The 13,315-nt window shown below is 64.8% G+C and carries 12 protein-coding genes and 1 rRNA gene; all 13 read left to right on the forward strand.

All coding sequences use genetic code 11. From position 1 onward, the window contains the following. Nucleotides 1–120 precede the first annotated feature (120 nt). A 5S ribosomal RNA gene (rrf, locus tag H292_RS0125165) occupies nucleotides 121–237 on the forward strand. 383 nt (nucleotides 238–620) lie between these two features. Beyond that, nucleotides 621–1,514 (forward strand): hypothetical protein, encoded by an 894-nt coding sequence (locus H292_RS27995; protein ID WP_020113230.1) that lies wholly within the window; start codon nucleotides 621–623, stop codon nucleotides 1,512–1,514. Next, on the forward strand, nucleotides 1,511–2,527 hold the full coding sequence (locus H292_RS0125175; protein ID WP_020113231.1) for an HAD-IIA family hydrolase: 1,017 nt from the start codon (nucleotides 1,511–1,513) through the stop codon (nucleotides 2,525–2,527). Before H292_RS27995 ends, H292_RS0125175 begins: the two co-directional genes overlap by 4 nt. 58 nt (nucleotides 2,528–2,585) lie before the next feature. Continuing rightward, complete coding sequence (locus tag H292_RS0125180) at nucleotides 2,586–2,801, forward strand: hypothetical protein (protein WP_019667883.1); 216 nt, start codon at nucleotides 2,586–2,588, stop codon at nucleotides 2,799–2,801. A gap of 1 nt (nucleotide 2,802) precedes the next feature. Beyond that, complete coding sequence (locus tag H292_RS0125185; protein ID WP_020113232.1) at nucleotides 2,803–3,630, forward strand: TlyA family RNA methyltransferase; 828 nt, start codon at nucleotides 2,803–2,805, stop codon at nucleotides 3,628–3,630. Further along, the gene (locus H292_RS0125190; RefSeq protein WP_020113233.1) at nucleotides 3,627–4,583 is read left to right on the forward strand and encodes an NAD kinase; all 957 of its coding nucleotides are present in this window, start codon (nucleotides 3,627–3,629) and stop codon (nucleotides 4,581–4,583) included. The genes H292_RS0125185 and H292_RS0125190 overlap by 4 nt, the downstream gene beginning before the upstream one ends. Nucleotides 4,584–4,585: 2 nt before the next feature. Next, entirely contained in the window at nucleotides 4,586–6,352 is a 1,767-nt protein-coding gene (gene recN, locus H292_RS0125195) for a DNA repair protein RecN (RefSeq protein WP_027499081.1), read from the forward strand. 157 nt (nucleotides 6,353–6,509) lie between these two features. Continuing rightward, nucleotides 6,510–7,694 carry a putative cytokinetic ring protein SteA gene (gene steA, locus H292_RS0125200; RefSeq protein ID WP_026348257.1) on the forward strand — a complete coding sequence of 395 codons (1,185 nt, stop codon included), beginning with the start codon at nucleotides 6,510–6,512 and terminating at the stop codon, nucleotides 7,692–7,694. Next, entirely contained in the window at nucleotides 7,691–8,635 is a 945-nt protein-coding gene (locus H292_RS0125205) for a copper transporter (RefSeq protein ID WP_026348256.1), read from the forward strand. Before steA ends, H292_RS0125205 begins: the two co-directional genes overlap by 4 nt. A gap of 152 nt (nucleotides 8,636–8,787) precedes the next feature. Continuing rightward, nucleotides 8,788–10,533, forward strand: a complete 1,746-nt coding sequence (locus H292_RS0125210; protein ID WP_020113236.1) for a CTP synthase — start codon at nucleotides 8,788–8,790, stop codon at nucleotides 10,531–10,533. Beyond that, on the forward strand, nucleotides 10,530–11,186 hold the full coding sequence (locus H292_RS0125215) for an NUDIX domain-containing protein (RefSeq protein ID WP_020113237.1): 657 nt from the start codon (nucleotides 10,530–10,532) through the stop codon (nucleotides 11,184–11,186). Before H292_RS0125210 ends, H292_RS0125215 begins: the two co-directional genes overlap by 4 nt. 7 nt (nucleotides 11,187–11,193) lie before the next feature. Continuing rightward, nucleotides 11,194–12,108, forward strand: a complete 915-nt coding sequence (xerD, locus tag H292_RS0125220) for a site-specific tyrosine recombinase XerD (RefSeq protein ID WP_020113238.1) — start codon at nucleotides 11,194–11,196, stop codon at nucleotides 12,106–12,108. A 305-nt stretch (nucleotides 12,109–12,413) separates the two neighbouring features. After that, a complete protein-coding gene (locus H292_RS0125230; RefSeq protein WP_026348255.1) occupies nucleotides 12,414–13,313 on the forward strand; it encodes a ParA family protein in 900 nt (299 codons plus the stop codon). Nucleotides 13,314–13,315: the final 2 nt, after the last annotated feature.

Genomic DNA, 13,315 nt, shown 5'->3' on the forward strand with positions numbered 1-13,315 from the left:
ATCTGAAACAACACACGAAAGTTGTATTTTCAGGTACACAACTACATGAAAACCAAGAACGAACACACACACTGTGTGTGTCTCCGACTTCGGTTCGTTCGTGACACTGTTTCACAGAGTTACGGCGGCCATAGCGGAGGGGAAACGCCCGGTCCCATTCCGAACCCGGAAGCTAAGCCCTCCAGCGCCGATGGTACTGCACCCGACAGGGTGTGGGAGAGTAGGACACCGCCGAACACACTTTCACAGAACACCCCCGGGAACCACACGGTCCCCGGGGGTGTTCTGCATACCCGAACCAAAAACACCCCACCGTGCAGGACCCCCTCGGACACCGGTCGAGCACCCACGAAAACACCCCCCGAATGTGCGCTGACACCACCACCGCCACACGCACAACACGAGGGTGAATCGACCCTTCCGGACCCGGAGACTCAGTACGAAACCAGAGGTCCGAAGCAGTACGAGTGGATGCGTCTATGTTCTGGTCGTTGCGCATGTGTAGTTGCGTAACCCACATCGGGGGTCTGCAATTTTCAGTTTTCAACCCATTCTCTGTTTGGATGAACGGTGTCGGTCGACCGACGCAGAGCTTTATCTCTTTATAGAAAGGACCCGTTGTGCCGGAAGACAGCAACGACCGCCGCTCCTTCCGTGGCGACGGAAACCCTCGCTTCAACGATTCGCGGGGCCGTGCCGGCGGTGGCGCAGGCCGTTCGGGCAATCCTCGTCGAGGCGAGGGCGGTGGAGGTAGGTCCGACGGGCCTCCTCGTCGTCGAGGCGGTGAAGGCGGATTCTCAGGCGATCGCAGGGGAAGCGGACCCGCGGACAGGCGTCCGCCGCGTCCCGAGGAGCCGGATCTGCCCGACGAGGTCGAGGCCGGTCAACTCGAGCCTGCGATCCGTCGTGATCTGTTGAGTCTCGACAAGAACAATGCCACTGCTGTTGCACGGCATCTCGTGATGGCGAGCCGCTTGCTCGACGACGATCCGCAACTCGCGCTGCAGCATGCGCGTGCTGCGCGGCAGCGGGCGGGGCGTATCGCCGTGGTCCGCGAGACTGCAGGTGTGACCGCTTATCACGCCGGTGAGTGGGCGGAGGCTCTGTCCGAGCTCCGTGCAGCTCGTCGTATGGCCGGTGGACCGGGCCATCTGGCGGTGATGGCGGATTGCGAGCGCGGCTTGGGTCGTCCGGAGCGAGCTATCGAACTCGGTCGAAGCGACGAGGCGCGGGAGCTGACCGGTGAGGCGGCGTCGGAGCTGCGTATCGTCGTTGCCGGTGCGCGTATGGATCTGAGCCAATTCGATCAGGCAGTGGTGACGCTGCAGACTCCTGATCTCGATGCATCGCGTTCGGGCACCGCGGCTGCGCGGCTGTTCTACGTGTACGCCGACGCTCTGGTGGCGGCGGGCCGCGTCGAAGAGGGCGTCAAGTGGTTCCTCAACGCGGCCGCAGCCGACGTCGACGGAGAGACGGACGCCGAGGAGCGCGTCGAGGAGCTGTCCGGGCAGTGACCACTGATTCGGTTCTGAGGTCTCAACACGACGTTCTGTTGCTCGATCTGGACGGCACCGTCTACCAGGGCAAGGATCCGATTCCGGGAGCGGTGGAGTACCTGCGCGGTCGTTCGGAGGACTCCGGGCGTATCGAGAAGCAGTATTTCGTCACCAACAATGCGAGTCGGTCGCCGTCGGATGTTGCGCAGCATCTCGTCGAGCTCGGGTTCGATACGTCGGAGGAGTTCGTGGTGACCAGTGCCCAGGTCGCTGCTCGGATGCTCGCTGAGCGTGTCCCTGCCGGCTCGACGGTCGTGGTGGTCGGCACGGATGCATTGTCGGCGGAGATTTCACTGGTGGGTCTGAGTCCGGTTCGTCGAGCCGAGGGCGAGCCTGCTGCCGTCGTTCAGGGGCACAATCCGGCGACGGATTGGGGAGTTCTCGCCGAAGCCGCGTTCGCCATCCGCGGAGGAGCTGTGTGGGTAGCCACCAACACCGACGCGACCCTGCCGACCGAAAGAGGTCTTGCGCCCGGCAACGGATCGATGGTCGCTGCCGTTCGAACGGCGACCGGCAGCGAGCCGCTGGTGGCAGGAAAGCCGGCGGCGCCCATCATGCAGGACGCCATTCGATTGAGTGAGGCTGCGAGCCCGCTGGTCGTCGGCGACAGGTTGGACACGGACATCGCCGGTGCCTGCACCATCGGCATTCCGTCGCTGCTCGTGCTCACCGGCGTCAGCAGTGCGTTGGATGCGGTGCGTGCGGTGCCGTCGGAGCGTCCGACGCACATCGGTTTCGACCTCGACGTGCTGAATCTGCCCTCCGACAAGTCTCGGGTCGGGGCGAAGCAAGGTTGGTCCGCTGAGGTCCGGGACGCTGCGCTGGTGGTGACCTACAGGGGAACCGACGCACCGGATACCGTGGACGGACTCCTGACAGTAGCCGACGCTGCGTATCGTTCCGATCGAGAGTGGAACACCGTGACGGTCGACGGGGTCGGCACCGAGGTGCTCGCTCGACTGCTTACGTAACCGGCGCGGCGTCGGGCGCTCGGGCACACGTCGGACCTATCCGATAGCGTTAGCGTCGATGAGCACGTCGATTCCACTTCCAGGGCAGCACCGCCCGCAGGATTCAGCGACCCCCGATGTCGACCCGAGCGCCGTCGTGTCGGAGGTCGACGCTTTGCTGGACCGGCTGCCGGGTGAGGGCGACGCACCGATGGATCTGAACGTTCAGGCGCAGATTCTCGGACGGGCGCACGACGTCCTCGTTCATGCGCTCTCCTCCGTGGACAAGAGCTGACATGGCACGACGCGCACGCGTCGACGCCGAGCTCGTTCGTCGTGGCCTGGCGCGCTCGAGGGAACACGCTGTGGAGCTGATCGCTGCCGGGCGGGTGAAGATCTCGGGAACGGTAGCAACCAAGCCTGCGACGGCCGTGGAGGCCGGTACGCCGTTGCTGGTGTCGGAGGCCGAAAACGAAACTCAGTGGGCGTCGAGAGGTGCACACAAGCTTCTGGGAGCACTCGAGGTGTTCGAGCGAGATGGCTTCTCGGTCGCGGGCAAACGGTGCCTCGATGCAGGCGCGTCGACGGGCGGGTTCACCGACGTTCTGCTGAGCAAGGACGCGAAGGAAGTCGTCGCTGTCGACGTCGGATACGGCCAACTCGTCTGGCGCTTGCAGTCCGACGAGCGGGTTCATGTCGTCGATCGAACCAACGTGCGTTCCATCGATGCGGACACGATCGGAGGTCGTGTCGAGGTCGTGGTCGCGGACCTGTCGTTCATCTCGCTCAAACTGGTGTTGCCTGCGTTCGTGGCGTGCACGGCGCCCGATGCGGACTTGGCCTTGATGGTGAAGCCGCAGTTCGAGGTCGGCAAGGACCGTGTCGGTTCAGGCGGTGTGGTTCGTGATCCGCAGCTGCGCATCGAGACGGTCGTCGACGTGGCACGAGCCGCTGCCGAGCTGAACTTGTCGCTTCGGGACGTGACGGCGAGTCCGCTTCCCGGTCCCTCGGGCAACGTCGAGTATTTTTTGTGGCTACGATCGCACTCGTCCGCGCAGGAACCTGCTGCGGAGGCCGATGTGCAGGCCTTGGTAGAACGCGCGGTCGAGGAGGGCCCACAATGACTTTCGTTCCGGCGACTACTCCGGTGCGCGAGGTCTTGCTGGTCGCTCATCCGGGTCGTCGCGAGATCGCCGACACCGCCAGACGGGTCGCGAAGGTGCTGGGTGAAGCGGGCATTCGCCTGCGCGTGTTGTTGGACGAGGTGGATTCGTCGCGTATCGAAGCCGTCGGCCCTTCCGGTACCGACGTGACACTTGGTGCAGATCTGGAACTGTCGGTCGTCGAGTTCGGTCCCGACGCCGCTGCGGGTTGTGAGCTGGTGCTGGTGCTGGGCGGGGACGGTACGTTTCTGCGGGCAGCGGAACTTGCACGCAGCGCGGACATTCCGGTGTTGGGGATCAATCTCGGACGTATCGGGTTCCTTGCCGAAGCGGAGGCAGAGAATCTCGAAGAGGTACTCACCCGAGTGGTGAGTCGGGAGTACCGCGTCGAGCAGCGAATGACGCTGGACATCGCGGTGCGCGTCGGCGACCGGGTTGTCGAGCGAGGCTGGGCCTTGAACGAGGCCAGCATCGAGAACGGTTCACGCCTCGGCGTACTCGAGGTCGTGTTGGAGGTCGACGATCGTCCCGTCTCCGCGTTTGGCTGCGACGGGGTGTTGATCGCGACGCCCACAGGGTCGACGGCGTATGCCTTCTCTGCCGGCGGTCCGGTGGTGTGGCCCGAGTTGGAGGCGATTCTGGTCATCCCCAGCAATGCGCACGCGTTGTTCGCGCGTCCTTTGGTGACCAGTCCTGAGTCGTTCATCGCCGTGGAAACGGATGCCGCCGGGCACGACGCGTTGGTGTTCTGTGATGGACGTAGAACTATGAAGTTGCCTGCCGGCGGCCGCGTCGAAGTCATCCGTGGGGGCACGCCGATTCGGTGGGTTCGCCTGGATTCGGCACCGTTCGCCGATCGAATGGTCACCAAGTTCGCGCTACCTACATCAGGATGGCGGGGGAGAGCGAGGTAAGCATGCTCGAAGAGATTCGAATCGACAGCCTCGGAGTCATTTCAACTGCAAGCGCACAGTTCCACGAAGGACTCACAGTCCTGACCGGTGAAACGGGTGCGGGCAAGACGATGGTCGTCACGAGCCTGCACCTGCTGTCGGGTGCCCGCGCCGACGCAGGCAGGGTGCGCCTCGGCGCCGATCGTGCAGTCGTCGAGGGCAGGTTCAGCACCGAAACCGCGTCGGCGCAAGTTGTCGACGAGGTCGAGCGTGTACTCGAATCGGCCGGGGCTCAGCGCGACGAGGACGACTCCATCATCGCGTTGCGGACCGTCAACGCAGACGGACGATCGCGCGCCCACCTCGGGGGCAGAAGTGTCCCGGCAGCAATTCTGTCCGGCTTCACCGATTCGTTGCTGACCGTCCATGGCCAGAACGATCAGTTGCGGCTGCTCCGCGCGGACCGTCAGCTCGATGCGCTCGACCGGTTCGCAGGTGACTCGGTCGCCACGCCGCTGAAGAAGTATCGCACCGCACGCACCGAGTGGCTCGCTGCCAGAACCGAACTCATCGACCGCACCGAGCGCAGCCGCGAGCTGGCACAGGAAGCCGACCGGTTGCAGTTCGGCCTACAGGAGATCGATGCCATCGCGCCCGAGATGGGCGAGGACGTCACCATCGCCTCCGACGTGCGACGGCTCGGCGACCTGGATTCGCTGCGCGAAGCCGCCGAAGGTGCCGGCGCAGCGCTGGTGGGGGCTGCGGACGACGTCGGCGACGGCATTTCGGCTCTTCATCTTCTGGGCGAGGCCAGAACAAGGCTTGAACAGACCGACGACACCACGTTGACCGATCTGCTGCCCCGGCTGAACGACGCGTTGGCGTTGGTCACCGATATCGGCGCGGACATCACGAGCTACCTCTCCGACCTACCGTCCGATCCGTCCGCGCTCGAGACGATGCTCAACCGTCAGTCCGAGCTGAAGTCGTTGACGCGGAAGTACGCAGCGGATGTCGACGGTGTCATCGCGTGGGCCGACGATGCGCGTGATCGTCTGTCGAAGATCGATGTGTCGGCCGACGCTCTCGCCGAATTGTCCGCGAAGGTCGAATCCGCTGCGGTCGAGGTGTCCGCGGCAGCGAGCAAACTGACGGCTGCGCGAGCCAAGGCAGCCGCGAAGCTGGCCAAAGCCGTCAGCACGGAGCTGGCGGGTCTGGCGATGGGCAAAGCCAAATTGCAGCTGGATCTGCGCACGATCCCCGCCGGACCCCAGGACTCCGCGCCGCTGTCGGTCGACGGTGCAGAGCTTCATGCCGGTGCCAGCGGTGTCGACGAGGTCGAGTTCAAACTGTCGGCGCACGACGGGGCTCAGGCGCTACCCATCAGCAAGAGCGCCTCAGGCGGCGAACTGTCCCGCGTGATGTTGGCGCTCGAGGTCGTGTTGGCAGGGTCCGACAAGGGCGCCACCATGGTCTTCGACGAGGTCGATGCCGGTGTCGGTGGTCGCGCAGCGGTCGAGGTCGGACGACGGCTGGCTCGCCTGGCGAGGACGCACCAGGTCATCGTCGTCACTCACCTGCCTCAGGTAGCTGCATTCGCCGACACACATCTGGTGGTCGACAAAGCGGACACGAAGAAGGGCGCTGCCAACAGCGGCGTGAAAACACTGTCCTCGTCGGAAAGAGTCGTCGAGTTGGCCCGAATGTTGGCAGGTCTGGACGACACCGAAACCGGTCGGGCCCACGCAGAAGAACTACTCGCCACCGCCCGCGCAGACCGACAAAAATAACCGCCGCAGCTTCGATCCGGTCATCCCTGCAGGCTCCACTCCTTCCTTCCGGTCATTCCTGCAGGCTCCACTCCTGCTGGTACAGATGTGACCAGTGTGGTAATTGGTTCGGCGCGCCTCCACCGTCGGGCGTGTCGTCGGCGTCATCATGGGTGCCATGAAGATGCCGGCTCTGCTGTCACGCAATCAGGATTCGCTGCCCGGAATCAGTGGTATCGCCCGGGTCGATCGCAACACTGCCAAGCTGCTGAAACGCGTCGGTCCAGGGGACATCGTCGTGCTCGACGAGCTCGATCTGGACAGGCTGACGGCGGATGCGCTCGTTTCGGCGGGTGTGCTGGCGGTCGTCAACGCCTCCCCGTCGATCTCGGGAAGGTACCCCAATCTCGGACCCGAGGTGATCGTCGCGAACGGCATCACCCTGATCGACTCGGCCGGCGCCGAGGTGTTCAAGAAGATCAAGGACGGGTCGAAGATCCGCTTGAACGACGGCGGCGTCTACACGGGCGACCGTCGCCTCGCCAAAGGTGAGGAGCAGAGCGAAGCCGAGATCTCCGATCGGATGATCGAGGCCAAGACCGGTCTGGTCGACCATCTGGAGGCGTTCTCGGGCAACACGATCGAGTTCATCCGCACCGAGAGTCCGTTGCTGATCGACGGTGTCGGTGTGCCGGACATCGACATCGTGTTGCAGGATCGCCATGTCGTGGTGGTGGCCGACGGTCCCGGTCACGCCGAGGATCTGAAGAATCTCAAGCCGTTCATCAAGGAGTACCAGCCGATCATCATCGGTGTCGGCGCCGGCGCGGACACGGCGATGAAGGCGGGATACCGACCCGATCTGATCGTCGGAGACCCCGAGGAGATCACGGCGCAGACCCTCAAGTCCGGCGCGGAGGTCGTTCTTCCTGCCGACTCCGACGGTCATGCCAACGGTCTCGAGCGCATCCAGGATCTGGGCATCGGCGCGATGACGTTCCCGGCGACGGGCGCGCCCGCCGATCTGGCACTGCTGCTGGCCGACCACCACGGGGCGTCGTTGATCGTCACCGTCGGTAGCCCGGCAAGTCTGGACGAGTTCTTCGACCGCGGTCGCCGCAATACCAATCCCGCGGCGTTCATGACCCGACTGAAGGTGGGCGCGAAGTTGGTGGACGCCAAAGCCGTTGCGACTCTGTATCGCAGTCGCGTCTCCGGCGGGGCCATCGCACTGCTGATTCTTGCGGCTCTGGTTGCGGTGATCGTCGCTCTGGTGGTGTCCAACATGGGCGGCGACGTGCTCGATTGGGCTGTGAACCTCTGGAATCAGTTCGCGACGTGGGTTCAGGGGCTGCTCGCGTGATTTCGATGCGTCAACATGCCATTTCGATCGCGGCGATCTTCGTTGCTCTCGCGATCGGCGTGGTTCTCGGTTCCGGGTTGCTGTCGAGCGGCCTCGTCTCGGGCCTTCGCGACGACAAGACCGATCTCGAGAACGAAGTCGGTGCGCTGCAGGACACCAACAATCAACTCGGCGAGCAGCTGAACTCCGCGGACGGTTTCGACGCTGCGGTGTCAGGCCGCGTCGTACGCGACGCGTTGCTGGACAGGAGTGTCGTCGTCATCACCACTCCCGACGCGGACCCAGGCGACGTCGACGGCGTGACGCGGTCCATCGAGGCGTCGGGTGCTGCGGTGACGGGCCGGGTGTCGCTCACCGATTCGTTCGTCTCCGCTGCGAGCGGCGACGATCTGCGGACGCGCCTCACCAACGTGGTGCCTGCCGGGATTCAATTGCGCACGGGTGCAGTGGATCAGGGCAGCATGGCCGGCGATCTGCTCGGTTCGGTGTTGTTGCTGAACGCACAGACCGCAGAGCCTCAGTCGACGCCGGAAGAGCTCGCGTTGGCTCTCGAGACGCTGCGCAGCGGCGGGTTCATCGCGTACGACAACGGTGCTGTTGCACCCGCTCAGCTCGCAGTGGTCGTCACCGGTGGTAGTTCCGAGGACGGTGACGGCAATCGAGGTGCGATCGTCGCGAGGTTCGCCGGCGGACTCGACGCCCGGGGAGCGGGCACGGTTCTTGCCGGTCGCACCGGAGCCGCGAACGGGAACGGGCCGGTCGCCGTCGTGCGGGCAGATCCGGCGTTGTCCACGGGCGTGAGCACGGTCGACAACGTCGACCGTGAGGCGGGACGGATCACGACAACCCTCGCGCTGCAGGAGCAATTGGACGGTGCTGCGGGGCGGTACGGCACCGGGGCCAACTCGACGGCAGTGACGGTGGGGGCCCCCGCGCGGTAACTCGCAGCACAGAAGTGGCGAGTCGTTCGCGTGAACTGCCGTAGTGGTGTTACCGTGAAGACCCGTGGGTAGCAGGCCCATTATGGACGTTGTACCTCTCTTGTCAGCTCTCTGGCAGGAGCAAGCCCTGCAGATTGGTCACGGGAGCATCATTGTCACGCCTTCAGTCGCGATCTGACACCAAGCACATCTTCGTCAGCGGAGGCGTTGCGTCTTCGCTCGGCAAGGGCCTCACGGCGTCGAGCCTCGGGCAGCTACTGACCGCACGTGGCCTTCGCGTCACCATGCAGAAGCTCGATCCCTACCTCAACGTGGATCCGGGCACCATGAATCCGTTCCAGCACGGCGAGGTCTTCGTGACCGAGGACGGCGCGGAGACGGACCTGGACGTCGGCCACTACGAGCGGTTCCTCGATCGCGATCTCTCCGGGTTCGCGAACGTCACCACCGGTCAGGTCTACTCTGCCGTGATCGCCAAGGAACGCCGCGGTGAGTACCTGGGAGACACCGTTCAGGTCATCCCGCACATCACCGACGAGATCAAGAGTCGCATCCTTGCGATGAACGGGCCGGATCTGCAGGGGCATCAGCCCGACGTCGTCATCACCGAGATCGGCGGCACTGTCGGCGATATCGAGTCGCAGCCGTTCCTCGAGGCCGCTCGCCAGGTCCGTCACGACGTCGGACGCGAGAACGTCTTCTTTCTGCATGTGTCGCTGGTTCCGTTCCTCGCCCCGTCGGGCGAGCTGAAGACCAAGCCGACGCAACACTCCGTCGCGGCGCTGCGCAGCATCGGTATTCAGCCGGACGCGTTGATTCTGCGCTGCGATCGGGAGGTCACTCCGGGCCTCAAGAACAAGATCGCGCTCATGTGCGACGTCGACGTCGACGGCTGCATCTCCACCCCCGACGCGCCGTCGATCTACGACATCCCGAAGGTCCTGCACAAGGAAGGCCTGGACGCGTACGTCGTCCGCAAGCTCGGACTTCCGTTCCGTGACGTCGACTGGACGGTGTGGGGCGGTCTCCTCGAGCGTGTTCACGAGCCCCGCGAGACGGTGCGTGTCGGCCTCGTCGGCAAGTACGTCGATCTACCCGACGCTTACCTGTCGGTCACCGAGGCGCTTCGTGCCGGAGGTTTCGCGCACCGGTCGAAGGTCGAGATCAAGTGGGTGCCGTCCGACGAATGCGCGACGCCTGCCGGTGCGCATGCTGCCTTGGGCGATGTCGATGCGGTGCTGATTCCCGGAGGGTTCGGTATTCGCGGTATCGAGGGCAAGCTCGGAGCTATCGAGTTCGCGCGGACACGGAAGGTTCCGCTGCTGGGGTTGTGCCTCGGGTTGCAGTGCATGGTCATCGAGGCGGCGCGCTCGGTGGGCTTGACCGACGCCAATTCGGCCGAGTTCGAGCCGGACACGAAGTACGCCGTCATCTCGACGATGGCGGACCAGGAGGATGCTGTCGCCGGTGAGGCAGATCTCGGTGGAACGATGCGTCTGGGTGCCTACCCGGCGAAGTTGAACAAGGGATCTGTCGTGGCCGGTGCGTACGGTGCGACGGAGGTGTCCGAGCGTCACCGTCATCGGTACGAGGTCAACAACACCTACCGTGACCGAATCTCCAAGAGCGGCTTGGTCTTCAGCGGGACTTCACCCGACGGCCACCTCGTGGAGTTCGTCGAGCTGCCCGCGTCGGTGCATCCGTTCTTCGTCGGTACGCAGGCTCACCCCGAGCTGAAGAGCCGCCCGACGCGTCCGCATCCGCTCTTCGCGGCACTGATCAATGCGGCGTTGAAGTACAAGGCCGCCGAGCGTCTTCCGGTCGATGTGCACGGTGAAGAGGCCACCAAGGATTCCGAGTTCCCGGTGTCCGGTGCCACTACCGAAAGCGTCGGATGACCACTTCGGAATCCGGCTCGAGTCCGCAGGACCGCCACGAGTTCACCACCGTCGCAACCAAAACCGTGTACGAGGGTGCAATTCTGGCGCTTCGGCTCGACCAGGTCGAGATGCCGGGCGGACGTGTGGCCGAGCGTGAGGTCGTCGAACATCACGGCGCTGTGGCGATCGTGGCACTCGACTCGTCGGACCGCGTCGCGATGATCGAGCAGTACCGTCACCCGATCGGTCGGCGCCTGTGGGAGCTGCCTGCCGGTCTGCTCGACGAGCTCGACGAGCCACCTGTCGACGCCGCCAAGCGCGAACTGGCCGAGGAGACCGGTCTTGCCGCGGACACGTGGTCGGTGCTCGTCGACGTGACGGCGTCGCCAGGCTTCACCGACGAGTGTGTGCGGATCTTCCTCGCGGAAGATCTGTCCGAGGTGGACCGCCCGGAAGCACGGGACGAAGAAGCGGACTTGGTGCTGCAATTCGTCCCGTTGACCGAAGCCGTCCAACGCGCCCTGTCCGGCGAGTTCATCAACGCCTCCGCGGTGTCGGGGATCCTCGCCTTGGCAGCGTCCAGGGCTGGGTCGACGCCGCTGCGGCCCGCCGACGCCCCGTGGCCGGATCTTCCGACGACCTTCGAGCTGCGGAAGCGTTCTCACGGATAGGTCAGGGGTGCTGGCGAAGCAGATATCCGCGTATCTCGATCACCTCGAGGTCGAGCGCGGTGCTGCGAAGAACACTCTGTCCTCGTACCGCCGGGATCTTCGGCGGTACGAGGCCTTCCTGTCCGGGCATCACATCGACGATCTCGGAGCCGTCGGCGAACAGGACGTCACCGCGTTCGTCATCGAGCTCCGACGTGGGGGAGACGAGTTTCCACCTCTCGCTGCGAGTTCCGCCGCGCGCACCCTCATCGCGGTCCGCGGGCTGCACAAGTTCGCGGCACTCGAAGGCTTCACCCGCGTCGACGTGGCGAGGGCGGTCAAGCCGCCGACGCCCAGTCGTCGGTTACCCAAGTCTCTGCCGCTGGATCAGGTCATCGCGATTCTCGACGCTGCGACGACGGACGGCGCCGACGCTCCGAGAGGGCTGCGGGACAAGGCGCTACTCGAGTTGCTCTACTCGACGGGCGCTCGTATCTCGGAAGCCGTAGGCCTCGACGTCGACGACATCGACACCGACAACCGTGCGGTACTGCTGCGCGGCAAGGGCGACAAGCAGCGCGTCGTACCGATCGGCCGTCCGGCGGTCGACGCCGTCGACGCGTATCTCGTGCGGGGTCGACCGGCGCTGGCGAAGAAGGCGACTCCTGCGCTCTTTCTCAATGCTCGGAGCGGGCGGTTGTCACGGCAGAGTGCGTGGCAGGTGCTGCACACGGCGGCGGAACGGGCCGGTATCGCCACCGCGGTCTCCCCGCACACATTGCGGCATTCGTTCGCTACGCACCTGCTCGACGGTGGTGCGGATGTGCGCGTCGTTCAGGAGCTTCTCGGGCACGCATCGGTGACGACGACGCAGATCTACACCCTTGTCACCGTCAACACGCTTCGTGAAGTGTGGGCCGAGGCGCATCCGCGCGCCCGGTGACATGCTTTGCGCGTGTCCGGCGAAGGTGTCGACCGAGCACGCGGTAGCGTTGGACAGCAGTCGCGAAGGAAGAATCGCACAGTACGAACGGACAGGGGAGCGCTGGAGACGTGTCGACACCGTGGCCGCCAGCGGCGGAGTCTGGTTCGGAGAAGACCTGGGAAGAGTCGACCCCTACGCCTCCCGCTCCACCGGCACCGCAGGGCCCGGCCACGCACTCGGCTCCGGCGAGTGACTCGTCCTATCGAAGCTACGAGGCCACTCCCGACGGCCTCACGCCCCAGCATCCGCACAACGAAGGCGCGTTGTTCCATACGCGTCAGCCCGACACCAGCCGTGAGACGAGAGAAACCATTCCTGCGGCAACCGAATTAGGCCCGACCGGTCGCAAGACCAGGGAGGTCCCCGATCCCCAGCCCTTGGCGAAGCACGGTCCCGCGAAGATCATCGCGATGTGCAACCAGAAGGGTGGCGTCGGCAAGACGACGTCGACGATCAACCTCGGTGCGTCGCTTGCCGCCTACGGCAGGCGTGTCCTGCTCGTCGATCTCGACCCTCAGGGTGCGTTGTCGGCCGGCCTCGGCGTCGCGCACCACGAGCTGGATCTGACGGTCTACAACCTGCTCGTCGAACCGAAGATTTCCGCCGACGACGTCCTGATGCGCACGCGGGTGGAGAATCTGGATCTCCTGCCGAGCAACATCGACCTGTCGGCAGCCGAGATCCAGTTGGTGACCGAGGTGGGCCGCGAGCAGACGCTCGGTCGGGTTCTGCATCCGGTGCTCGATCGGTACGACTACGTGCTCATCGACTGCCAGCCGTCCCTGGGTCTGCTCACCGTCAACGCACTCACCTGCGCCGACGAGGTGCTCATTCCGATGGAGTGCGAGTACTTCAGTCTGCGCGGTCTGGCGCTGCTCAACGACACCGTCGAGAAGGTGCGCGACAGGCTGAATCCTCGGCTGAAGCTGGCCGGCATCGTGGTGACGATGTTCGACGCGAGGACGCTGCATTCGCGTGAGGTCATGACTCGTGTCGTCGAGGTGTTCGGCGACGTCGTCTACGACACGGTGATCACTCGGACGGTCCGGTTCCCCGAGACGTCCGTCGCCGGCGAGCCGATCACCACCTGGGCGCCCAAATCGTCTGGTGCACAAGCCTATCGGTCGTTGGCCCGTGAGGTCATCTACCGTTCCGGTCCGTAACC

The sequence above is a fragment of the Rhodococcus sp. 114MFTsu3.1 genome, assembly GCF_000383555.1.
Classification (GTDB): domain Bacteria; phylum Actinomycetota; class Actinomycetes; order Mycobacteriales; family Mycobacteriaceae; genus Rhodococcoides; species Rhodococcoides fascians_E.

Excerpts from the sequence above, each read along its gene's own strand:
- steA (WP_026348257.1), top strand. The coding sequence starts at position 6,510 with ATGAAGATGCCGGCTCTGCTGTCACGCAATCAGGATTCGCTGCCCGGA.
- H292_RS0125180 (WP_019667883.1), top strand. The coding sequence starts at position 2,586 with ATGAGCACGTCGATTCCACTTCCAGGGCAGCACCGCCCGCAGGATTCA.
- H292_RS0125190 (WP_020113233.1), top strand. The coding sequence starts at position 3,627 with ATGACTTTCGTTCCGGCGACTACTCCGGTGCGCGAGGTCTTGCTGGTC.
- H292_RS0125185 (WP_020113232.1), top strand. The coding sequence starts at position 2,803 with ATGGCACGACGCGCACGCGTCGACGCCGAGCTCGTTCGTCGTGGCCTG.
- recN (WP_027499081.1), top strand. The coding sequence starts at position 4,586 with ATGCTCGAAGAGATTCGAATCGACAGCCTCGGAGTCATTTCAACTGCA.
- H292_RS0125215 (WP_020113237.1), top strand. The coding sequence starts at position 10,530 with ATGACCACTTCGGAATCCGGCTCGAGTCCGCAGGACCGCCACGAGTTC.